Origin of the sequence: Levilactobacillus muriae, from assembly GCF_045862015.1 — a bacterium.
Taxonomy (GTDB): domain Bacteria; phylum Bacillota; class Bacilli; order Lactobacillales; family Lactobacillaceae; genus Levilactobacillus; species Levilactobacillus muriae.
Genome location: NZ_BAAFRU010000004.1, coordinates 104387 through 128447, shown reverse-complemented (window position 1 = coordinate 128447; position 24061 = coordinate 104387). Strand labels below are relative to the sequence as shown.

The following is a 24061-nucleotide window of genomic DNA, read 5'->3' as shown; positions in this document are numbered from 1 at the left end:
CTCCTTGTTTAACACGATTCTTGATTACAGTACTTCGGGTGCTAATGAGATAATCTTCATGAAGTCGTTGTCACGTAATTCACGTGCAACTGGTCCAAAGATCCGAGTCCCTTGTGGGCTCTTGTCGTCTTTAATCAGCACAGCAGCATTTTCATCAAAACCGATGTAAGAACCATCGTTACGACGTACACGAGACTTCGTACGAACAACAACAGCCTTGACTACATCACCTTTTTTGACAACGCCACCTGGTGTTGCTTGTTTGACAGTAGCAACGATGACATCACCGATTCCGGCGTAGCGACGTTTTGAGCCACCCAGAACCTTGATAGTCAGGATTTCCCGGGCGCCGGAGTTATCGGCGACCTTTAAGCGACTTTCTTGTTGGATCACAGCTAGTGTCCTCCCTTCAGATCTAGTTCAGAATACGATAAAAACGACACCTAAATGATTACTGCTTTTTCAACAATGTCGACTAAGCGGAACCGCTTGGTAGCAGATAATGGGCGAGTTTCCATGATTTCAACAATGTCGCCTGTTTGGGCTTCGTTGTTTTCGTCATGTGCCTTGTACTTCTTGGAGTACTTGACACGCTTGCCATATCTTGCATCCGTCTTCGTCGTTTCTACAACGACAGTGATCGTCTTGTCCATCTTGTCAGACACGACACGACCACGGTAAACCTTGCGGTTATTACGTGCATCACTCATGTATTAGTGACCTCCTTCTTATCGTATTCTACTTGTTCAGTTCTTGTTGGCGAAGAGCGGTCTTAATCCGCGCAATGTTCTTGCGAACCTGCTTCAACCGTGCGGTGTTTTCCAATTGACCAGTAGCTAATTGGAAACGCAAGTTGAATAATTCGTCCTTGTAGCTCTTTTCTTTATCGAGCATTTCAGCAGTGGTTAATTCGTTGATTTCTTTAGTCTTCATTAGATTCGCCACCTACTTCCTCTCGAGATAAAACCTTAGTACGAACGGGAAGTTTCATGGCTGCAAGACGTAATGCTTCGCGGGCAGTTTCTTCTGAAACGCCACCCACTTCAAACATAACCTTGCCACGCTTAACTGGGGCTACCCAGCCATCAGGCGTACCTTTACCATTACCCATCCGGACCCCAACACCTTTAGCAGTGTAGGATTTGTGAGGGAAAATCTTAATCCAAACTTTCCCACCACGCTTCATGTAACGTGTAATTGCAACACGGGCTGCTTCGATTTGACGGTTGGTGATCCACTTGGAATCCAACGCTTGCAAACCGTAGTCGCCGAAAGCAACGCTCTTGCCACCCTTGGATTCGCCACGTAGCTTACCACGGTGGACACGACGGAACTTTACTCGCTTAGGTACCAGCATGCTATTTCCCTCCTTGTCCGTTAGATTGTTTCTTTTCAGGCAAAACTTCGCCACGGTAGATCCAGGTCTTAACACCCAGAGAACCATAAGTGGTGTGAGCTTCTACCCAAGCATAATCGATATCAGCACGTAACGTGTGCAGAGGAACCGTACCTTCAGCATAGCTTTCGACACGGGACATGTCAGCACCGTTCAAACGGCCTGATACTTGCGTCTTGATACCCTTGGCACCAGAACGCATGGTCCGTTGCATTGTCCCACGCATAGCGCGACGGAATGCAACACGGCCTTCCAATTGACGGGCGATGTTTTCGCCAACCAATTTGGCATCCAGATCTGGCTTCTTGATTTCCACGATGTTGATGTGGACACGTTTGCCAGTTAAGTCATTCAATTCCTTACGGAGATTTTCGACTTCTGAACCACCCTTACCAATAACCATACCTGGCTTGGCAGTGTGAATTGAGATGTTAACACGGTTTGCAGCCCGTTCAATCTCAACAGTTGATACAGATGCGTCAACAAGACGCTTTTCAATAAACTTACGGATTTGAAGGTCTTCCTTCAGGTAAGCAGCGAAATCCTTCTCAGCATACCACTTTGCTTCCCAGTCGCGAATGATACCGACCCGTAATCCAGTTGGATTTACTTTTTGACCCACGTGTTATCCCTCCTTTTTTTCAGATACAACAACCGTAATGTGACTCGTACGTTTGTTGATTGGTGAAGCAGAGCCTTTGGCACGAGGACGGAACCGCTTAAGGGTTGCGCCTTCGTTCACGTAGGCTTCGCTAACAACTAAGTCTTGACGATCTAAGTCAAAATTATTTTCTGCGTTAGCAATTGCTGAGTTCAAAACCTTTGCCACAACCGGTGATGCTCCACGCGGTGTGAACTTTAAAATAGCGATCGCTTCAGCGACGCTCTTGCCGCGGATAAGATCGATGACAAGGCGGACTTTGCGAGCAGCAATCCGAACCGTCTTAGCAGTCGCTTGCGCTGATGTAACTTGTTCAGCCATTAGTTAATCCTCCTTATCAACGAGTTGTTTTATCGTCGCCACCATGACCACGGAATGTCCGGGTTGGTACGAATTCGCCAAGCTTGTGGCCTACCATATCTTCTTGAATGTAAACTGGGACATGCTTCCGTCCATCGTATACAGCAATGGTTAAACCAATAAAGCTAGGGAAAATAGTAGACCGGCGGGACCAGGTCTTAATGACGGCCTTCTTGTCTTGATCCTTCTGCGCATCAACTTTCTTTAATAAGTGCGCATCGGCGAAAGGTCCTTTTTTCAAACTACGACCCATTATGAAACCTCCTCTACTTGTGGCGCATCGCTAAACGCGATGATCACCAGGTCTCTCGACATCCGGATAACCGGATGATTACATCTTAGAACCTTTACGACGACGTACGATGAACTTGTCGCTCTTGTTCTTCTTAGAACGCGTCTTCTTACCAACGGTCTTCTTACCCCATGGAGAAAGAGGAGATGGTAAACCAACAGGTGCTTTACCTTCACCACCACCATGTGGGTGATCGTTAGGGTTCATAACTGAACCACGAACGTGAGGACGTTGACCGATCCAACGATTACGACCGGCTTTACCAACGTTAACCAATTCATGTTCTTCGTTACCTACGGCACCGATAGTTGCACGGTTGACCTTCAGAACCATCCGAACTTCACCAGATGATAACCGAACCAACACGTACTTGTCATCGTTAGCTTTACCTAACAATTGTGCTGAAGTCCCAGCAGAACGGACCAATTGGCCACCCTTGCCTGGCTTCAATTCGATGTTGTGAATAACAGTACCGAATGGAATGTTAGCTAATGGCAAAGCGTTACCAGTCTTGATATCAGCTTCTGGACCAGATTGAACCTTGTCGCCAACCTTTAAGCCCTTAGGAGCAATGATGTATGACTTGATACCGTCAGCGTAAACTAACAAGGCAATGTTTGCAGTCCGGTTAGGATCGTATTCGATAGCCTTAACAGTTGCTGGAACATCATCCTTAATACGCTTAAAGTCGATGATCCGGTATTGACGCTTGTTACCACCGCCACGATGACGGACAGTCATCTTACCAGCGTTGTTACGGCCAGCAGAGTGACTTTGTGAATCAAGCAATGACTTTTCAGGAGTCGTCTTAGTGATGACGTCTTTGTAAACCAAGCTCGTCATGTTACGACGACCATTGCTTGTTGGTTTGTATTTCTTAATCGCCACGTTATTTCCCTCCTATATCTGAGATTTTATTCTTCGCTGAATAACTTGATTTCTTTTGAGTCGGCAGATAAGCTGACAATAGCCTTACGACGCTTCTTAGTGTAGCCTTCGTAACGACCTTGACGCTTTTTCTTACCTTTTAAGTTCATGATGTTGACCTTAACAACCTTAACGTCAAAGATGTCTTCAATAGCATGCTTGACTTGAGTCTTAGTTGCTCGTACGTCAACGTCGAACGTGTAACGTTTGTCGTCCATAGTTGCCATTGAGGCTTCAGTAACAACTGGGCGTAAAATAATGTCACGTGCTTCCATTATGCGAGCACCTCCTCTACTTGAGAAAGAGCTGGTTGCGTGATCACTAACTTATCAGCATCAGCAATGTCGAGGACATTCAAGCTCTTGGCAGGAATAACCTTAACGTTGGCTAAGTTGCGAGCTGCTAAAGCAGCAGTAACGTTGTCGTCTTCAAGAACAACTAACGTCTTAGTCGTGACATTCAAACCAGCAAGCACTGAAGCAAATTCTTTCGTCTTAGGTGCATCGAATGCTAATCCGTCGACTACGACGAAACTATCATCGAGAACCTTTTGAGAAAGAATAGACTTTAATGCTAAACGGCCGACCTTCTTAGGAAGGTGGTAACTGTAAGAACGAGGGGTAGGTCCAAAGACCACACCACCGCCAACCCATTGTGGTGAACGGATTGAACCTTGACGTGCCCGACCAGTACCCTTTTGACGCCATGGCTTCTTCCCACCACCACGAACGGCACTCCGGTTTTTAACGGCGTGAGTTCCTTGGCGAAGAGATGCCCGTTGCATCAAAATTGTGTCGAATACGACGTTTTCGTTAGGTTCGATGCCGAAGATATCAGCGTTCAAAGTAACGTCGCCGTTTTGGCTACCATCTTGTTTGTATAATGCTACGCTTGTCATTTAATTATCCTCCCTTCCTAATTAGTTTTCAGAATGCTTTGGGCGTGGTGGGCGAACAGCACTCTTAACAGTAACGAGTGACTTGTTAGCACCAGGCACATTGCCCTTAATCAACAGAACGTTGTTATCAGCGTCAGCCTTAACGATCACGAGGTTTTGGATAGTAACTTGCTTGTTACCCATCCGACCAGGAAGCTTCATGCCAGGGAAGACCCGGTTGATGATAGCACCCAAAGAACCTGGACGACGGTGGTAACGAGAACCATGGGCCATAGGGCCACGGCTTTGACCATCTTTATGAATGTTACCTTGGTATCCATGACCTTTAGTGATACCAGTGACATCAACGATGTCTCCTGCTTGGAAGGTATCAACTTTAACTTCGTCTGCTACCTTGTAATCTCCCAGCTCAACATCTCTGAATTCACGAATGAAGCGCTTAGGAGTCGTGTTTGCTTTTGCTACATGACCTTGTTCGGGCTTGTTGCTGAGTACTTCACGCTTGTCTTGGTAACCAAGTTGAATGGCATCGTAACCGTCGTTTTCCATCGTCTTAACTTGCAACACTACGTTTGGGGTTGCTTCGACAACAGTAACGGGGATTAATTCGCCAGCATCAGTGAAGACTTGCGTCATCCCGACCTTTTTCCCTAAGATTCCTTTAGTGGTCATGAGTACACCTCCGATTATATTGTATTTATTTTGAAAAATTATAACTTGATTTCGATGTCAACACCGCTAGGCAAGTCGAGCTTCATTAATGAGTCAACTGTCTTTGGCGTTGGGTTAACGATATCGATCAAACGCTTGTGCGTCCGCATTTCGAATTGTTCACGTGAGTCCTTAAACTTATGTGGTGAACGTAATACGGTGTAGATCGTCCGTTCAGTTGGTAATGGAATTGGACCAGAGATAGTGGCACCAGTTCTCTTAGCTGTTTCAACGATCTTGTCCGCTGATTGGTCGAGGATACGATGTTCGTAAGCCTTCAACCGAATCCGAATTTTTTGTTTTGCCATTGTGTTCCCTCCTTCGTCTATTTTAAAAATAAGACTAACTCCGTGGAAATTCCCGCCACACCCTCATGGCAAAGCGGCCGGGTGTGTCGCAATCTCCCACATCATCGCTTAAGCTTTGAGCTCTCCCCCGGGGGTAGTAAAATACCCTCGGAATTACAGCACTTGACTATCATACTAAATAAACCGCCGCCTGACAAGGGTTTTCGCAGAATTAGTCAATCTTTTTTGTGAAATCGCTGACCAATTTGATGCAGATCAAGTCAACATAAATTTATTTATCCCAAATGACACGCGACTTTACTAATATCGTCTTGATTGGACTGTCCCACCTGTACACTGTCCGATGACTCACCACCGCAACTGCCACAACCTTTCGCGACCATCTCTGCTAGTCGCTTATATCGACTTCTTCCTATTAAATAGCAGTCTTGCCAGTAACCAGCCAATCAAGCAGGTCAGGACATCAGCAGTTGGCTGTGCCCAGATGATCCCGTGGTACCCCAGAAAATGGGCCCCGAACACGATCATCAGGTAGAACACAACACCCTGCCGCGCAATCGACATGATTAAGGCCCCGATAGCCTTCCCGGTACTCTGGAAGACCGTTGTATAAACGAGAACAGCTCCCACAAACGGTGTCGTCACCAGAAAGACCCGTAGCATGTATGTCCCGGCACTAATAACCGCTGAATTATGCAGAAACAGGCTAATAATCCATGGCGCACCTATCATGAGAATTACTGCGAAGACCAGTGCATAGACAACTTCAACTAACAGGTCAAAGTGAAGAATTCTCCTGAATCGTTCCTGATTGTTGGCCCCAAACGTATAGCCAATCAGGGGTTGGGCGCCAAAGGCAAAGCCAACCATCACCAACATAACAATCATGTAGACCTTGAGGACAATACCCATTGCAGCTACACGTGTCGCCCCGTAGTCGACTAGATAGCGATTCAAGACTGCCGTTCCAAATGCCTGCATGAGGTTGGTGATCGATCCAGGAATTCCAATGAACAGAATTTGGCGAATCAACTGACTGTCAATTCGACTGCGTTTGATAGCAATCGAGATAACCTGGCAATACCGCTTGGTCAAGTACACCAGGAGCCCTGCAGATACCGTATAGCCAATAACTGTGGCCAGTGCTGCACCCGCAGCTCCTAAGCCAACGGGAAAGATCAACAGTGGGTCCAAGATGATCGTGATGACCGTCCCAACCATAGTTCCGACCATCGACTGTGTGGCAAATCCCTCCGTCCGAATCAGATTACCAGGAACAATCGAGACAATGATTGGCATTGCACCAATCGCCATGATCCGGTAGAACTGTTCAGCGTAGGAATATGTCGCCGGTGTAGCGCCCAGCAAGTGTAAGATTGACCGGCTAAATCCTAAAAGAATGACTGTTGTCACCAATCCCAGAACAACCGCCCCATACAGGCAGAAACTACTGACACGACTCCCCGTGGCATAGGATTTCTCTCCTAACAGCCGTGAAATCAGCGAGCTACCACCGAGACCAAAGATATCGCCAATCGCAATCAAGAAAGAAAACAAGGGCGTACACAGCGCAACGCCGGCAACCAAATTCGTGTTCTGCGTCTGTGAAACGAAAAAAGTATCGGCCAGATTATAAATCATGCTGGCCACCATACTCAACACAACAGGTAGTGCGAGCTTAAAGTACGCTCGGGGAATCGATGACCGTTCAAACAACTCTTCCATAACTCACTCTCCCACTTGGCTTCAAACGCACAGAGGTTATTATAACGCAAGAGGCCACGTTCTGTCAGGCTGTTGTCATGCCTTGATAGACCATCCAGTTTAGCATTCACCTGCCAAGCGGTCAGCCCAGTACTGAAGCAAGATCTGACTCGACAAAAAAACGCCTCACTATAATAGCGAGGCGCTTCATTTTAGTGAATAGCTAAACTCTAGTCTTCGACTGGAGTACCGCCGTTCTTCTTGATAATATCAGCTTGAACACTCTTTGGCGTTGGTTCGTAGTGATCAAACGTCATGGTAAAGGTACCACGACCTTGTGATGCAGAACGTAACGTCGTCGCGTAACCGAACATTTCGGATAACGGAACGAAGGAGTGAATCATTTGTGCGTTCCCACGAGCTTCCATACCATCAACCTTACCACGACGAGCGGTAACTTGGCCCATGATATCACCCATGTAGTCTTCTGGTACCAAGATATCAACCTTCATGATTGGTTCAAGGATAACAGGACCAGCACTTTGGACAGCCTTACGTAAAGCCAAGGAAGCGGCAACCTTGAAGGCTGCTTCACTCGAATCGACTTCATGGTAACTACCATCGTATAACTTAGCCTTAACATCAACCAATGGGTAACCGGCTAACACACCGTTTGCCATGGCTTCTTGCAGACCTTGGTCAACTGAAGGGATGAATTCACGAGGAACAACCCCACCAACGATAGCGTCTTCAAATTCGTAACCCTTACCACGTTCGTTAGGGGTAAATTCGATCCAAACGTCACCATATTGACCTTTACCACCAGATTGACGAACGAACTTACCTTGAACCTTAGTTGACTTCGTGAATGCTTCACGGTAAGCAACTTGAGGGGCACCGATGTTAGCGGCAACCTTAAATTCACGTTTCATCCGGTCGATGATGATATCCAAGTGAAGTTCACCCATCCCAGCAATCAACGTTTCACCAGTTTCAGGGTTAGTTTCAGCCTTGAAAGTTGGATCTTCTTCAGAAAGCTTTTGTAAGGCGTTGTTCATCTTATCTTGGTCAGCCTTCGTCTTTGGTTCAACGGCAACCTGGATCACAGGATCTGGGAAGTTCATTGATTCCAAATGTAAGGGGTGATCAGGGTCAGTCAAAGAGTCACCAGTAGTGGTGTTCTTCAAACCAATGGCCCCAGCAATATCCCCAGAGAAGACTTCTGGAATTTCTTGACGGTGATTTGAATGCATTTGCAGCAAACGACCAACACGTTCACGCTTGTCCTTCGTCGCATTGAGCACGTAAGAACCAGCTTCCAGAGTACCGGAGTAAACCCGGATGTAAGTCAAACGACCAACGAATGGGTCGGTAGCAACCTTGAAAGCCAAGGCAGCGAATGGATCGTCATCGTTAGCACGTAAAGTAACGGCTTCATCAGTGTCAGGAACAGTGGCGTTGTATGGCTTAACATCCAATGGAGATGGTAAGTAGTCTACAACGGCATCCATCAACATCTGAACACCCTTATCCTTGAAGGCAGAACCAGCAAAGACAGGGAACATGTCCAAACGTAAAGTGGCACGACGGATAGCAGCCTTTAATTCCTCTTTGGTGATTTCTTCACCTTCGAGGTACTTTTCCATGATTTCATCATCAACGTCAGCGACGCTTTCGATGATGCCTTCATGACGCTTCTTTGCTTCTTCAAGCATGTCGGCAGGAATTTCAACCGTGTCCCATGAGGAACCCAATTCATCCTTGTCATAAACGTAGGCTTTCATTTCGATTAAGTCAACAACACCAGCGAAGTCGTCTTCAGCACCGATAGCCATTTGCAAAGCAACGGCGTTGGCTTGAAGGCGGTCGTGGAGAGAGTCCACTGAGAAGTCAAAATCGGCACCCAGCTTGTCCATCTTGTTGACGAAAACAATACGGGGAACATCGAAGTCTGAGGCTTGACGCCAAACAGTTTCAGTCTGAGGTTCAACCCCGGCTTGACCATCTAAGACGGCAACGGCACCATCAAGCACACGCAGAGAACGTTCAACTTCAACAGTGAAGTCCACGTGTCCTGGTGTATCAATGATGTTAATCCGGTGTTCTTTCCATTCGGCCGTGGTAGCGGCTGAAGTGATCGTAATACCCCGTTCTTGTTCTTGTTCCATCCAGTCCATTTGTGAAGCCCCATCATGGGTTTCACCAATCTTGTGGATCTTACCAGTATAATACAGGATACGCTCAGTAGTCGTCGTCTTACCGGCATCGATATGAGCCATGATACCAATGTTACGAGTCTTCTCAAGCGGAAATTCACGAGTATTAGCCATGATTAATGTGTAACTCCTCTCAATTTGATTATAGGTTGATTGTGCCAAAAGGTGGCTACTATCATCACACTGATTAAGTAGCCACCTCTCGATTAAGGGAAGATTCCCTTAAGCTAGAGACGAAAGTGTTAAACAACACTCCGCCCTAACATTTTATCACACTGCTAGTAATACAGCGCGATAGCTGCTTTTACCAACGGTAGTGTGCGAAGGCACGGTTGGCATCAGCCATACGGTGCGTATCTTCACGCTTCTTAACAGCTGCACCCGTGTTGTTGGCAGCGTCCATGATTTCACGCGCTAAGCGTTCAACCATGGTGTGTTCGCCACGTAAACGTGAGTATTGAACCATCCAACGCAGACCTAAAGTGGTCCGACGATCTGGACGAACTTCGATTGGAACTTGGTAGTTTGACCCACCAACACGCCGAGCCTTAACTTCCAAGACTGGCATGACGTTCTTCATTGCTTCTTCGAAGACTTCAACTGGATCGTTACCAGTTTCGTTCTTAATGATGTCGAAGGCACCATAAATGATTTTAGTAGAAGTACCACGTTTCCCATCCATCATCGTGTGGTTAATCAAACGAGTAACCAACTTTGAGTTGTAAATTGGATCAGGAAGGACTTCACGCTTTTGTACGTTTCCTTTTCTAGGCATTGTTAATATCCTCCTCGAATGTTGTTTCAGACTGCTTGACGGCAACCGTGCAAGTCAGTCCAATAAGTCATCTTAGTCCTTAGGCTTCTTAGTACCGTACTTGGACCGACTTTGACGACGGTCAGTAACACCGGCAGTATCGAGCGCACCACGGATGATGTGGTAACGAACCCCAGGTAAATCCTTTACCCGGCCACCACGGATCAAAACAACACTATGTTCTTGAAGGTTATGACCGATACCAGGAATGTAAGCAGTCACTTCAATTAAGTTTGATAACCGTACACGTGCATATTTCCGTAAAGCTGAGTTAGGCTTCTTTGGTGTCATAGTACCGACACGAGTAGCAACCCCACGCTTTTGTGGAGCTGGATTCTTAACTTGAGCTTTTTTGAAACTGTTATACCCGAAGTTTAAAGCTGGGGCATCTGATTTAGAACTTTTAGATTTACGACCTTTACGCACCAATTGGTTAATAGTAGGCATCTAAATAGTCCTCCTTTCCTATTCTTGAGTTTAGTCCACACATCCAGGTGGTTCATTTTTCTTTAAAGAAAAAAGCCACTCAGATGCGGGTTCAATTGAAGTGTCTCTCCCGCCGTCAGTCAGCATGTCCGGTAATGATTACCCGAGACCTGTCTGCGAAAAGCACCTTTAATAGAATACCACGCCAGAAAACTCATGTCAATAAAGGTTTTTGGCTTTCCCCACAAATATTTCGCCACTTTTTACGGAGTTATAGAATATAGAGGTGAAAAACATGTTGCTGATTATTCTATTTATCTATGGAAGTTGCACCGGTTCCCTACTAGTTGCGATGGCCAGTCGGTATGCTACTGGTGGCTCCTATCTATTTCCTGCGTCACACTGCGATACCTGTCAGACGCCACTCACCTACTGGCAACTTGTGCCGATCCTGAGCTATACATTGTTACGTGGGAAATGTCAGACCTGTGGACGTATGATTCCAGCAATCACCGTTGGGGTTGAGGTAATTGCCGGTCTGTTAGCCACCACTGTGACCGATTCGACCAGTCTCATAATCGTTCTGTGGCTTGCACTCTGGGGGTTCGCCGCCCTATGCGATTGGCAAACGCAGACCTTCCCTGGCTGGGTGAGTTGGTTGACAACCGGTCTCTCCCTTTGGGGCCAATCACCTGTCGTCTGGCTGACTGGTTGTGTGCTTCTGCTAACCATTCGTTTACTCTGGCCACACTGGCACCACCCCACCATTGGTGACGGTGATCTGGAAATGATGGTCAGCTACAGTCTTCTGTGGGGTGTAACGTCGACTGCCCAGTGGTTATTGGCTGCCTGCTTGCTGGGGCTTTGGCAGTCCCGTGCCGGCACACGGATTGCCTTTCTTCCTGACTTGATGGTTAGCGCAGTTGGGTGGTGGCTGGTGTTGTGAAGAAGGATGCTTATGTGGCGCTGAAACAACGAAAGCGTCAAACATATCTGGTCATAACAGTTTCGTCAGATTCTTCCGCTTAACAAAAATAAGCTCCCTAGCCGGCAGCTGCTAGTGTCCTCATTTGTTCGGTGCACTTGATCCACTCTCGCCATATTATTCTGATCCTGGCGGCTTCCGAAACGCGTTCCGTAAGGCAGGTTCCTGCGCTTAACAAAAATAAGCTCCCTGGCCGGCAGCTGCTAGTGTCCTCATTTGCTCGGTGCGCTTGATCCACTCTCGCCATGCTATCCCAACTCTGGCAGCTTCCGAAACGCGTTCCACTAGCCAGATTCTTCCGCTTAACAAAAATAAGGCTCCTAGCCGGCAGCCGCCGACTAGAAGCCTTATTCTCGTTAAGCGGAAGAATCTAAACAGGCTAGTGGAACGCTCTTACGCCTGTGAGTCCTCTTGCATTTGCTTTTCCAAATCGCTGATTGAGTAGACACCTTCGGTTGACGAACCGCCAACTTCCTTGGGCTTGATCTGACGGTAATCTGGCATCCCAGTCCCGGCAGGAATGATCTTCCCAATAATAACGTTTTCCTTCAAACCAACTAATGGATCGTTCTTGCCACGAATAGCAGCGTCGGTCAAGACACGCGTCGTTTCCTGGAAGGATGCGGCTGATAAGAAACTGTTCGTTTCCAAGGCAGCCTTGGTGATCCCCAAGATAACTGGACGAGCCGTAGCAGCGATACCACCAGAGATTAACGTCTGGTAGTTAGCGCGACGGAAGTCTTGAATATCCATCAAGGTACCAGGCAAGACGTCGGTATCGCCCGGATCCATGATCCGAACTTTACGTAGCATCTGCCGAACCATGATTTCAACGTGCTTATCACTGATAGCAACACCTTGCATCCGGTAAACACGTTGTACTTCACCTAAGATGTAAGTTTCAGTAGACAAGACATCACGAACCCGCAACATTTCCTTAGGATCAACAGACCCATAGTTCAATGCTGACCCACGGTGAATGAAGTCGCCTTCGCTAACTCGCATACGAGCAGTGATTGGTAACGTGTAACTCCGCGTATCGGCTTCACCCTTAACAGTGATTTCCTTGGTCCGTTCTGCTGGGTTTTCTTCGATTGATTCAATCGTCCCAGTAACTTCAGTAATTTCAGCTTTACCTTTAGGGTTCCGAGATTCAAACAATTCTTGAACACGAGGAAGCCCTTGGGTAATATCTTCGTTCCCGGCAACACCACCGGTATGGAAGTTCCGCATGGTCAACTGGGTACCTGGTTCACCGATAGATTGCGCGGCAACAGTACCAACAGCTTCACCAACTTCAACCTCATCACCAGTAGCCATGTTACGGCCGTAACAATGCTCACAAACACCATGTTCAGTGTTGCAAGTAAAGGCAGAACGAATGGTAACTTCTTCAACACCAGCATCAACGATCTTTTGAGCGGTGTCTTCGACGATCATTTGGTTCTTAGGAACGATAACGTCCCCAGTCTTTGGATCGTTGACGGTCTTTTGGGTGTAACGCCCTAAGATCCGGTCGTACAATGGTTCGATCATTTCGTTACCATCAGTGATGGCGCGAATCTTCAAACCACGGTCAGTCCCACAATCCTTTTCCCGAATGATAACGTCTTGCGCAACATCGACCAGCCGCCGAGTCAGGTAACCTGAGTTGGCAGTCTTGAGGGCCGTATCGGTCATCCCTTTACGAGCCCCATGGGTCGAAATGAACATTTCCATAACCGTCAGGCCTTCACGGAAGTTTGACGTAATCGGCAGCTCCATGATGTCACCACTAGGAGCGGCCATCAAGCCACGCATACCAGCCAACTGGGTAAAGTTAGAAATGTTACCACGAGCACCAGAATCACTCATCATAAAGATAGGGTTCTGTTGGTCGAAACTGTGAATCAGTGCGTTTTGAATGTCATCCTTGGCATCGTTCCAGATTCCAATAACACGTTCGTAACGTTCGTGATCGGTGATCAACCCACGCCGGAATTGCTTCGTTACCGTGGCAACCTGTTTGTGGGCTGCGTCGATAATTTCTGGCTTTTCCTTTAAGTCGGTAACGTCGACCATCCCAACCGTTAACCCAGACTTCGTAGATTCGTCGTAACCCAAATCCTTGATCCGGTCCAACAGCTTAGAGGTTTCAGTAACCTTGTATTGTTGGTAAACGGCAGCGATAATGTCGGACAAGAAGCCCTTCTTGAATGGTCCAATGATTTCTGCATTTTGCAGGTAATCGTGAATGTCTTCGCCCGGTGCCAAGAAGTACTTGTCAGGGACGTAGCCGTTCAGGTTCGTGCTGGTTGGTTCGTTCAAGTATGGGAACGACTTAGGCAGGATGTTGTTAAAGATCAACTTCCCAACAGTCGTTACCATAATCTTACCGCGTTGTTCATCGGTAAATGGCTTGTCAGTCATGCCGGAGACTTGGACCCCAACGCGACTGTGCCAGTGAACCAAACCGTTACGATAAGCCAAGACGGCCTCGTTGAGGTCGGTAAAGATCATGCCTTCCCCTTCACGGTTATCTTCTTCCATGGTCAAGTAGTAGTTCCCGATAACCATATCTTGAGAAGGCGCAACAACTGGCTTACCACTGGCAGGTGCCAGGATATGGTGAGCAGCCAACATCAGCAAACGTGCTTCAGCTTGTGCTTCGTCAGATAACGGCACGTGAATGGCCATTTGGTCCCCATCGAAATCGGCATTGTAAGCTTCACAAGCCAATGGGTGAAGACGCATAGCCTTACCACTAACCAAGACTGGTTCGAACGCTTGAATCCCCAAACGGTGAAGCGTAGGTGCCCGGTTCAACAGAACAGGGTGTTCCTTGATAACATCTTCAAGAACATTGAAGACATCGTCATCTTCACGATCGATCTGGCGCTTGGCATTCTTAATGTTAGAAGCCAAACCACGCGCAACCAATTCCTTCATGATAAATGGCCGGAACAATTCCAAAGCCATTGGAACTGGCAGACCCATTTGGTTGAACTTGAGGGAAGGACCAACGTCAATAACGGAACGACCAGAGTAGTCAACCCGCTTCCCTAACAAGTTTTGACGGAAACGCCCTTGCTTCCCTTTCAACATGTGTGAAAGAGACTTCAATGGACGATTACCAGGACCAGCAACTGGACGGCCACGACGACCGTTATCGATCAAAGCATCAACGGCTTCTTGGAGCATCCGCTTTTCGTTTTGAACGATGATCCCAGGTGCATTTAAGTCCAGTAAACGCTTCAACCGGCTGTTCCGGTTGATAACCCGCCGGTACAAATCATTCAGGTCGGACGTTGCAAAACGGCCACCTTCGAGTTGTACCATTGGACGAAGATCAGGTGGGATTACCGGAATAGCATCCATGACCATCCAGTCGGGACGGTTACCTGAGGTTACGAAGGCTTCCAGAATGTCCAAACGACGAACGGCACGCGTCCGCTTTTGACCAGTGGCTTCCTTCAGTTCTTCTTTTAATTCTTTAACTTCTTTTTCTAGGTCTACGGCCATCAATAACTTCTTGATGGCTTCGGCACCCATTTCAGCCTTGAAGGCCTTGCTACCGTATTCTACGAGCTTGTCACGATAATCCCGTTCGGAAAGGAGTTGCTTCTTTTCCAATGGGGTGTTACCTGGATCCAAGACAACGTAAGATGCAAAGTAGATGATTTCTTCCAGGGCACGAGGACTCATGTCGAGGACCAAGCCCATCCGACTTGGAATCCCCTTGAAGTACCAGATGTGGGTGACAGGAGCAGCTAATTCAATATGGCCCATCCGTTCACGACGAACCTTAGAACGGGTAACTTCAACACCACAACGGTCACAAACGACACCCTTGTAACGGATCCGCTTGTATTTCCCACAGGCACATTCCCAGTCCTTGGTAGGACCGAAAATCCGCTCGTCGAACAGCCCATCTTTTTCAGGCTTTAACGTCCGGTAGTTGATGGTTTCAGGCTTCTTAACTTCCCCGTAAGACCAGCTACGGATCTTATCAGGTGAAGCCAGCCCGATCTGCATGCTTTCGAACTTATTGACATCGACCAAAGAAGCGACCTCCCTTATTAATTAGTCTTGTGTGTTCGGTTGACTTTCATTTTTCGTTGATTCTGGTGTGGTCTTGGCACTATCGGCCTGAGCTTGCGCTTTACGTTGCTCTTCTTGCTGTTGGGCGTACTTGCTCAAAGCATCAACGTTCACAACATCATCGTCATCGTCGTCCATATCGCGGAGTTCGATTTCTTCGTTGTTCCCGTTTAAGACCTTCATGTCCAGCCCTAAGGATTGTAGTTCCTTGACCAGAACACGGAATGATTCAGGGACACCAGGCTTTGGAATTGGATCGCCCTTAACGATGGCTTCGTAGGTCTTAACCCGACCAACGACGTCATCGGACTTGTACGTCAAGATTTCTTGCAACGTATAAGCGGCACCATAAGCTTCCAAGGCCCAAACTTCCATTTCACCAAACCGTTGGCCACCAAATTGTGCTTTCCCACCAAGGGGTTGTTGGGTAACCAATGAGTAAGGTCCAATAGAACGAGCGTGCATCTTGTCATCAACCATGTGGGCCAACTTCAGGTAGTTCATAACACCAACGGCAACCCGCTTATCAAACGGTTCACCAGTCCGACCATCGTATAAGACAGTCTTGGCATCAGCAGCCATCCCAGCTTCCTTCAAAGCATCCGCGATATCAGTATCTTGGGCCCCATCGAAGACTGGCGTAGCCACGTGAATCCCTAACTTACGAGCAGCCATCCCTAAATGCAATTCGAGCACTTGCCCGATGTTCATCCGGGAAGGCACACCCATTGGACTCAGCATAATGTCGATTGGTGTCCCATCTGGCATGTATGGCATATCTTCTTGAGGGATAACGACGGAAACCGTCCCCTTGTTACCATGACGACCAGACATCTTGTCACCAACTTGGATCTTCCGCTTTTGCGCGATGTAGACCCGAACCATCATGTTGACACCAGGTGATAATTCATCCCCGTTTTCACGAGTAAAGATCTTAACATCCTGGATGATCCCGCCACCACCATGTGGAACCTTCAGAGAAGTATCCCGTACTTCACGGGCCTTTTCACCAAAGATAGCATGGAGCAAACGTTCTTCGGCTGATAATTCAGTCACACCCTTAGGCGTTACCTTACCAACTAAGATGTCACCGTCTTGAACTTCGGCACCAACACGGATAATCCCGTCTTCATCCAAGTTCTTCAAGGCATCTTCACCGACGTTAGGAATTTCACGCGTCATTTCTTCAGGTCCAAGCTTCGTGTCACGTGCTTCTGATTCGTATTCCTCAATATGAATCGACGTGTAAACATCATCGCGAACCAAACGTTCGTTGATCCCGATGGCATCTTCGAAGTTGTACCCTTGCCAAGTCATGAAGGCAACCAATGGGTTTTGCCCTAAAGCAAGTTCCCCATTTTCCATGGAAGGACCATCAGCCAAGATTTCGTCGTTGTCGACGTGATCGCCAACTTTAACGATTGGCCGTTGGTTGTAGTTCTTACCACCGTTTGACCGGCGGAACTTCATGAGCTTGTAAGTGTCAAGCGCATCGTCTTCGCGACGAACACGAATTTCACGTGCATCGACGTATTCAACAGTTCCTTCGTGTTGGCTAATTAAAGCAACCCCGGAGTCATGCGCAGCTTTATATTCAATACCAGTCCCAACCAGTGGTGCGTGAGGGTCAAGCAATGGCACAGCTTGTCGTTGCATGTTGGCACCCATCAAGGCACGGTTAGAGTCATCGTTTTCCAAGAAAGGAATACATGCAGTGGCCACGGCAACAACTTGCTTAGGCGAAACGTCCATGTAATCAATCTTGTCAGCACTGGTTTCGATGTTGTTATCTTCGTCACGGGCCATAATGGTATCCGTAGCGAATGACCCATCATCGTTTAAAGGCGTGTTGGCTTGGGCAACGACATAGTTATCTTCTTCATCAGCAGTCAGGTAATCGATCTTGTCGGTAACCATGTGTGTATCCCATGACACACGGCGGTATGGTGTTTCGATGAACCCATACTTGTTAACCCGTGCGTAGCTGGACAGACTGTTGATCAACCCAATGTTAGGACCTTCAGGCGTTTCAATTGGGCACATCCGACCGTAGTGGGTGTAGTGCACATCCCGGACTTCATATCCGGCACGGTCACGTGTCAAACCACCAGGTCCAAGGGCAGACAGACGACGCTTATGGGTTAATTCACCCAATGGGTTAGTCTGGTCCATAAATTGTGACAATTGAGATGACCCAAAGAATTCCTTAATAGAAGCAACCACTGGACGAATGTTGATCAATTGTTGTGGCGTTACGGTTGCGGCGTCTTGAATAGACATCCGTTCACGAACAACCCGTTCCATCCGGGACAACCCGATCCGGAATTGGTTTTGCAACAATTCACCAACGGAACGAATCCGCCGGTTACCCAAGTGGTCAATATCATCGGTGTTCCCAATGCCGATTTGCAGATCGAAGAAGTAGTTCATAGAAGCGATGATGTCGGCTGGACGAATGTGCTTCAGCTTGATATCAATGTTCCCATTCCCGATAACGGGAACTTCTTGTTCTGGATCGTCAGGTGATTGGACCTTGATGATTTGTAACTTTAGAGGTTCGGTAACGACCGCTTCATCTGAAGGTTGGAAAGTAACCATCTTGAAATCGTCTTGATCCAAGAATGGTGCCAAGGTCTTCATGACGTCCTTGTCAACAACCGTGCCCTTTTGCGCGATAACTTCACCAGTGTCTGGGTCAGCTAACGTTTCAGCTAAGGTTAAGCCGAGCAAACGGGTCTTCAGGCTGAGCTTCTTGTTGGTCTTGTAACGACCAACGGGAGCCATATCGTAACGCTTAGGGTCAAAGAAACGTGCAGTCAGCAGGCTCCGTGAGGAGTCAGCCGTCTTAGGTTCACCTGGACGTAGGCGTTCGTAAATGTCCTTTAAGGACTCTTCAACACGGGAATCGTCGGTATTCTTATGAATATCCTTTTCCAACGTGTTAGACAAGCTGTCGTTGTCACCCAAGATATCTAAGATTTCGTCGTCGGAACCGAAACCTAATGCCCGAACCAATTCGGTCATCGGAATCTTCCGTGTCCGGTCGATCCGAACGTAAGAAATATTCTTAGCATCAGTTTCGAATTCGAGCCAAGCACCACGGTTAGGAATAACCGTCGCGCCAAACACAGTCCGGCCGTTCTTGTCAGTGTCTTCATTGAAGTAAACACCTGGTGAGCGGACTAATTGCGAAACAATAACCCGTTCTGCCCCGTTAATGATAAAGGTCCCTTGGGCCGTCATTAATGGGAAGTCACCGAAGAAGACGTCTTGCGATTTGATTTCGCCCGTTTCGTGGTTGGTTAAGCGTAAAGTCACGTGCAGTGGTGCTGAGAAATTGGCATCGTGTTCCCGTGCTTCATCAACGGAATATTTGGGTTCTAGTAATTGATAATCAACAAACTCTAACGAAAGGTTTCCTTGAAAATCTTCGATTGGCATGATGTCGTCGAACATATCCCGTAAACCTTCATCGAGGAACCAGTTGTAAGAATTCGTCTGAATCTCGATTAAGTTAGGGAGATCAAGGACTTCCTTGATCCGCGAATAGCTACGGCGAGTACGGTGTTTCCCGTATTTCACTAAGTGTCCTGCCAAGTTGTTCACCTCTCCTATTTATTCTGTGAAATGGTCAAAAGTCCTAATGTTACATTTTGATTACAATTACGTAATCAGCCGGATTTTTGGCAAAAAAAATCCAAAAACAAACCCACAGTTTGCTTTTGGCTTCTTATAACGGACGCTACCGGACAATATATCGGTGCATCCAATTTCAGTTCACAGTTGCATACAAATGATATAATACTAGCTTCTGAAGCAAATGTCAATAGAGAAGCTCTACTTCTTAACGGCAACCCCAAATAGGATCAACCGAACCAGTGCTAGTGTCTGCTCGTGTTGGGAAGCATCTTTGGGTCCCACATGATGAAACGTGTTGAACAGTGGGCTCAGACTCGTCAGATAGAAAGCAGCCGCATCTTGCGTCTTGACCCCATCCTGCAGACTAACGACACCGGTCTCAAAGAAACTGGTCAGTGGCATCAGATAGTCTTGCATGAAGACCATCCCCAATTGCCGCTTGTTTTCTGGTTTGAGAAACTTGAAGCTTCCGTGGATCACGGTGAAGACATCTCGGGGATGCGCCTTGGTGAGTACCTCAGTGACCGCCGTCAATGCCTCTACAGGATCCGCATCTGCTGGCGTCTGTGCCACGACATCGGTGATTCCCGTCTGAATCTCTTCCCCAACGGTCTTGATGACTTCGAGGAAGATGACCTCCTTATCACTGAAGTGGTGATACAGCGCAGGCTGGGTAATCCCCACTTGTTTGGCGATATCACGGGTCGATGTTGCCTGATAGCCCTGTGCCAAGAATTGTTCCCGCGCTGCAGCTAAGATAGCGGCGTGGGTATGGGTTAGTTGTTCTTCTCTCTTCATGAGCAAGCCGGCTTCCCTTCTAAATGCGATTTATTTTTCATATTGTATTGCTGTAAAAATTGGCGTCCATGACTATCAGAGATTCCACCTGCTGTGGGGACTGACCCAAGTCAAGGAACGATCTTGGCCCTCGATTTGAAATATCACCAAAATCATCAGCCTTCAAGTTCGTCCCATGGCGTTAGCCCGCGCGAAATCAACCACGTGTCCTAAGACCACCGTCACAGCCGCTTGTATCTCTAGCGTCCGTCGACTAAGTGCGTTTTCATCAGCAAGTATGCCGACTCACAGTGGCTTGAGCAAGGCACCTGCTAAGCCGCGAATTTACGCCCGATCAACCTTCCTAATATACCATATTATCAAATTAAGTGTACCACATTCATTTATCACCAGCTAGGTCAACGCCTGTGATTTACCGTCCGTTCACCGACCAGCTCTGCTTCGTGTCAATACCGCGTTACCTCTGAGAATTGCTGTCCAAAAATAGTGGTGCTTCCCCGCCTGGAGGAAACACCACTACTATTGATTCATTTTAAAATTAGTGACTTGCCACTGCAGTTGGCTTAGTCTTACTTGGCGTCTTCACATTAACCGTGATTTCACCATGGGTCGCCCCAACCGTGACTTGGTCGTTAGCCTTGACTTCACCATTCAGCAAAGCCTCACTCAGCTTATCTTCAACCTGTGTCTGCAGTGCCCGGCGAATTGGCCGTGCCCCGTACTCAGGATCGAAACCCGCCTTGGCCACTACTTCAATGGCCGCCGGCGTAATCTTCAGCTTAATGTTTTGCTCAGCAACACGATCGACGATGTGCTTAGCCATCAGCTTCACAATCTCGTGGAGTTCATCCTTCTTCAGAGAGTGGAAGATAACCGTTTCATCGATCCGGTTCAGGAATTCTGGCCGGAATGACTGTTTCAACGTTTCTCGAATTGTCTGGGACATCGCACGGTAATTGTTGGCCATGTCTTCGGCACCGAACCCAACGGTCTTTTCATCCCGCAGCTTCGTCGCCCCTAAGTTAGACGTCATGATCAGAATTGTATTCCGGAAGTCAACCTTACGTCCCTTAGAATCGGTCAGGTAGCCGTCATCCAAGACCTGCAAGAGAATGTTGAAGACATCTGGGTGAGCCTTTTCAACTTCATCGAAGAGGACCACGGAATACGGCTTCTGACGAACCTTTTCCGTTAATTGGCCACCCTCATCGTAGCCCACGTAACCGGGAGCTGACCCGATCAAACGACTGGTCGAGTACTTCTCCATGTATTCGCTCATGTCGACACGAATCATGTTGTCTTCGGAACCAAACATGGCTTCGGCCAACGCCTTGGCTAACTCAGTCTTACCAACACCAGTTGGCCCTAAGAACATAAACGATCCGATTGGCCGGTTAGGATCCTTCAACCCCGACCGTGCCCGCCGAATGGCCCGAGAAACGGCCGAAACGGCTTCTTCCTGACCGATGACCCGCTTATGCAGGATTGACTCCAGATTGACCAAACGATCGGCGTCCGTCTGCTTCAGCTGTGTCACGGGAACCCCCGTCCACTCAGCCACCACATCGGCAATGTCTTCGCCAGTGACATCCGTCGCGTATTGCCGATCCGGTGTCACAGCAGCGGCAGCCTTGGCCGCACGTGCCTCTACCTTTTGCCGGAGCGTCATTTCTTCTGTCCGCAACTTAGCAGCCTGTTCAAAGTCCTGGCGTTCGATGGCAGCTTCCTTGGCCGCAGCAAGATCGGTTAATGCCTTCGCTTGTTTGCTAGCCGGCGTTGGCTTGTCCATCTGATCGATTCGAACCTTTGCAGACGCTTCATCCATTAGGTCAATGGCCTTATCCGGCAAGAAGCGATCGCTGATGTAGCGCGTCGATAACTTAACGGCTTGGTCCAAGGCATCATCCGTAATGTTCACATGATGATGATCTTCGTAGCGAGGCCGCAAGCCTTTCAAAATCTCTAAGGCTTCCGCGCTCGTCGGTTCGTTGACCTGAACGGTTGCAAACCGCCGTTCCAGAGCAGCATCGGATTCGATATACTTCTGGTATTCGTCCAACGTGGTTGCCCCAATGGTTTGAAGTTCCCCACGCGCCAATGCTGGCTTCAAGATGTTGGAGGCGTCAATAGCACCTTCAGCGCCACCGGCACCGATCAGCGTATGCAGTTCATCAATAAATAGGATAACTTGACCATCGTTGTAGATTTCTTCAATAACTTTCTTTAGTCGATCTTCAAATTCACCACGGTACTTGGTGCCAGCAACCAACGAGCCCATGTCGAGCATCATCAGCCGCTTGTTCTGCATATCTTCAGGAACGTCACCGGCCACGATCCGTTGGGCCAAGCCCTCAGCAATCGCCGTCTTCCCGACACCAGGTTCACCGATCAGAACGGGATTATTCTTGGTCCGCCGGCTCAAGATCTGAATGACCCGTTTGACTTCCTTTTCCCGACCAACAGTCGGATCCATTCGGCCTTCCTTAGCGGATTCAGTTAAGTTCCGTGCCAAGGAGTCCAGGGTTGGTGTCCCTCCCTGTGGTGCTCGGCGGCTACGGTTGTCATTTCGACGCTTAGGGGTATCCGTAATCCCAAGCTTACGTAAGACGACCTTGTGCGCATCTGGTAAGGCCACGTTGAGATTCTTCAGGATTCGAGAAGACAGAATTGTTTCGTCACTCAGTAAAGCCAGTAACAAGTGTTCCGTCCCAATCTTGGTTGCGCCCAACCGTTTTGCTTCGTCACCAGCTAAGGCCAACATGGATTTGGCCTTTGGTGAGTAGGGCAAGTAACTATCCTTGTCCGTGTTTGCTAACGTTCCGTAGCCGGTAAAACGTTCAATCTCTTCGCGAACATCATCGTCGGTCACAGAAAATTGTTGTAAGACTTTGTTGGCAATGCCATTTTTTTCAATGGTGAGGGCCAGCAGTAAGTGTTCCGTCCCCACCGCTTGGTGCTTGAAGTATTTTGCTTGTTCCTGTGCCAAGACGAGGACACTCTTAGCGCTTGGTGTAAATAGATTATCCATTGCAGCTCCTCACTTTCTTAACTCTCATATCGTAGATGGTTCAAAATTGAAATTAAAATCTGCGCACGAATCTGCTCATCAGCATCTCGGTCACCCGTGTTAATGGCATCCTTATTGATTGCTGCCAAGATGATATTCGCTTCACTACGGTTGATGGCCCCAGCTTCGAACAGGCTCCGCACGACCGATAAACTATCGTGCCGAGAAATCTGATCACCAACGGCCGTGACTAGCGAGTCGATAAAGTCGAGGTTATCTAATAACTTGACCTTTTCGATGCGAATATAGCCGCCACCGCCCCGCTTACTCTGAACCACGTAGCCATCCTGAATCGTGAAACGCGTCTTAATGACGTAATTGATCTGGGACGGCACAACGTTAAACTGATTGGCAATTTCCGCTCTGCGGATCTCCACCTGCTGGGATTCAGCCAAAATCTGCTTCAGGTAAGACTCAATAATATCCGAAATATTCTGATTCTCCATTATCGTCCCCCCTTCAGTCCAGTGTTCTTGACTAATGTTGACTAATATTATACGAAATTCCAGTGAAATTGCAACGGATTAGACCGTTTATCGCTGAGAAGTTTTATTTTCTTACCAACGATAGGGCCTCAACTCTTGGCCCACAACCACGTAGCCCTTCCGCCTTCTGTCATTCCAGATGACCATCGCTACGTTCACTTGATAATCGTAACGCATTTTTTTCAGATTAACAGCCAACAGCACTTAGTAATCTATGGTAACAAAAAAACGGCCAGTCTCCAAACAATCTGTATGGAAACCGCCGTCGCTTTTATTATATGTAATCGGGATAAA

Annotated in this window: 22 protein-coding genes; 1 reads left to right on the top strand and 21 read right to left on the bottom strand. The window is 47.8% G+C overall.

Features of this window, described 5'->3' with window-relative positions; translation table 11 throughout:
* Window positions 1-24: 24 nt before the first annotated feature.
* The 16 genes from rplN to rpsL all read right to left on the bottom strand — a co-directional run bounded on the left by rplN (window position 25) and on the right by rpsL (window position 10734).
* Entirely contained in the window at window positions 25-393 is a 369-nt protein-coding gene (gene rplN, locus ACKTSF_RS03825) for a 50S ribosomal protein L14 (RefSeq protein ID WP_020090137.1), read from the bottom strand.
* Between the two features lie 50 nt (window positions 394-443).
* On the bottom strand, window positions 444-710 hold the full coding sequence (rpsQ, locus tag ACKTSF_RS03820; RefSeq protein WP_020090138.1) for a 30S ribosomal protein S17: 267 nt from the start codon (window positions 708-710) through the stop codon (window positions 444-446).
* 28 nt (window positions 711-738) lie between these two features.
* A complete protein-coding gene (gene rpmC / locus ACKTSF_RS03815; protein WP_020090139.1) occupies window positions 739-933 on the bottom strand; it encodes a 50S ribosomal protein L29 in 195 nt (64 codons plus the stop codon).
* On the bottom strand, window positions 923-1357 hold the full coding sequence (gene rplP / locus ACKTSF_RS03810) for a 50S ribosomal protein L16 (protein WP_407886791.1): 435 nt from the start codon (window positions 1355-1357) through the stop codon (window positions 923-925). Before rplP ends, rpmC begins: the two co-directional genes overlap by 11 nt.
* Window position 1358: 1 nt before the next feature.
* Window positions 1359-2018, bottom strand: coding sequence for a 30S ribosomal protein S3 (gene rpsC, locus ACKTSF_RS03805; protein ID WP_125701528.1), 660 nt, complete (start codon window positions 2016-2018; stop codon window positions 1359-1361).
* Between the two features lie 3 nt (window positions 2019-2021).
* The gene (rplV, locus tag ACKTSF_RS03800) at window positions 2022-2378 is read right to left on the bottom strand and encodes a 50S ribosomal protein L22 (RefSeq protein WP_020090142.1); all 357 of its coding nucleotides are present in this window, start codon (window positions 2376-2378) and stop codon (window positions 2022-2024) included.
* A gap of 16 nt (window positions 2379-2394) precedes the next feature.
* Entirely contained in the window at window positions 2395-2670 is a 276-nt protein-coding gene (gene rpsS / locus ACKTSF_RS03795; protein ID WP_407886789.1) for a 30S ribosomal protein S19, read from the bottom strand.
* 78 nt (window positions 2671-2748) lie between these two features.
* Window positions 2749-3597 carry a 50S ribosomal protein L2 gene (gene rplB, locus ACKTSF_RS03790; protein ID WP_407886787.1) on the bottom strand — a complete coding sequence of 283 codons (849 nt, stop codon included), beginning with the start codon at window positions 3595-3597 and terminating at the stop codon, window positions 2749-2751.
* A 26-nt stretch (window positions 3598-3623) separates the two neighbouring features.
* Window positions 3624-3911, bottom strand: coding sequence for a 50S ribosomal protein L23 (gene rplW, locus ACKTSF_RS03785; protein WP_407886785.1), 288 nt, complete (start codon window positions 3909-3911; stop codon window positions 3624-3626).
* Window positions 3911-4534 (bottom strand): 50S ribosomal protein L4, encoded by a 624-nt coding sequence (rplD, locus tag ACKTSF_RS03780; RefSeq protein ID WP_407886783.1) that lies wholly within the window; start codon window positions 4532-4534, stop codon window positions 3911-3913. Before rplD ends, rplW begins: the two co-directional genes overlap by 1 nt.
* A gap of 21 nt (window positions 4535-4555) precedes the next feature.
* Complete coding sequence (gene rplC, locus ACKTSF_RS03775) at window positions 4556-5206, bottom strand: 50S ribosomal protein L3 (RefSeq protein WP_407886781.1); 651 nt, start codon at window positions 5204-5206, stop codon at window positions 4556-4558.
* A 38-nt stretch (window positions 5207-5244) separates the two neighbouring features.
* Window positions 5245-5553, bottom strand: a complete 309-nt coding sequence (rpsJ, locus tag ACKTSF_RS03770) for a 30S ribosomal protein S10 (protein ID WP_003638059.1) — start codon at window positions 5551-5553, stop codon at window positions 5245-5247.
* Window positions 5554-5949: 396 nt separating this feature from the next.
* Window positions 5950-7278 carry an MATE family efflux transporter gene (locus ACKTSF_RS03765; RefSeq protein WP_407886779.1) on the bottom strand — a complete coding sequence of 443 codons (1329 nt, stop codon included), beginning with the start codon at window positions 7276-7278 and terminating at the stop codon, window positions 5950-5952.
* A 209-nt stretch (window positions 7279-7487) separates the two neighbouring features.
* A complete protein-coding gene (gene fusA, locus ACKTSF_RS03760) occupies window positions 7488-9587 on the bottom strand; it encodes an elongation factor G (RefSeq protein WP_407886778.1) in 2100 nt (699 codons plus the stop codon).
* Window positions 9588-9777: 190 nt separating this feature from the next.
* Window positions 9778-10248 carry a 30S ribosomal protein S7 gene (gene rpsG / locus ACKTSF_RS03755; protein ID WP_020090150.1) on the bottom strand — a complete coding sequence of 157 codons (471 nt, stop codon included), beginning with the start codon at window positions 10246-10248 and terminating at the stop codon, window positions 9778-9780.
* A gap of 72 nt (window positions 10249-10320) precedes the next feature.
* Window positions 10321-10734 carry a 30S ribosomal protein S12 gene (gene rpsL, locus ACKTSF_RS03750; protein ID WP_020090151.1) on the bottom strand — a complete coding sequence of 138 codons (414 nt, stop codon included), beginning with the start codon at window positions 10732-10734 and terminating at the stop codon, window positions 10321-10323.
* Window positions 10735-11008: 274 nt separating this feature from the next.
* Here rpsL and ACKTSF_RS03745 point away from each other — a divergent pair, with 274 nt between their 5' ends.
* Window positions 11009-11659, top strand: a complete 651-nt coding sequence (locus ACKTSF_RS03745) for a prepilin peptidase (protein WP_407886775.1) — start codon at window positions 11009-11011, stop codon at window positions 11657-11659.
* A gap of 432 nt (window positions 11660-12091) precedes the next feature.
* On the opposite strand, the gene rpoC is transcribed toward ACKTSF_RS03745, so the two are convergent.
* From rpoC to ACKTSF_RS03720, 5 genes are all read right to left on the bottom strand, one after another.
* Window positions 12092-15739 (bottom strand): DNA-directed RNA polymerase subunit beta', encoded by a 3648-nt coding sequence (rpoC, locus tag ACKTSF_RS03740; RefSeq protein WP_407886773.1) that lies wholly within the window; start codon window positions 15737-15739, stop codon window positions 12092-12094.
* Between the two features lie 21 nt (window positions 15740-15760).
* Window positions 15761-19375 carry a DNA-directed RNA polymerase subunit beta gene (rpoB, locus tag ACKTSF_RS03735; RefSeq protein ID WP_407886772.1) on the bottom strand — a complete coding sequence of 1205 codons (3615 nt, stop codon included), beginning with the start codon at window positions 19373-19375 and terminating at the stop codon, window positions 15761-15763.
* A 240-nt stretch (window positions 19376-19615) separates the two neighbouring features.
* A complete protein-coding gene (locus tag ACKTSF_RS03730; protein ID WP_407886770.1) occupies window positions 19616-20215 on the bottom strand; it encodes a TetR/AcrR family transcriptional regulator in 600 nt (199 codons plus the stop codon).
* Window positions 20216-20753: 538 nt separating this feature from the next.
* Complete coding sequence (locus ACKTSF_RS03725; protein WP_407886768.1) at window positions 20754-23243, bottom strand: ATP-dependent Clp protease ATP-binding subunit; 2490 nt, start codon at window positions 23241-23243, stop codon at window positions 20754-20756.
* Window positions 23244-23260: 17 nt separating this feature from the next.
* Entirely contained in the window at window positions 23261-23728 is a 468-nt protein-coding gene (locus ACKTSF_RS03720) for a CtsR family transcriptional regulator (RefSeq protein WP_407886766.1), read from the bottom strand.
* Between the last annotated feature and the right edge of the window lie 333 nt (window positions 23729-24061).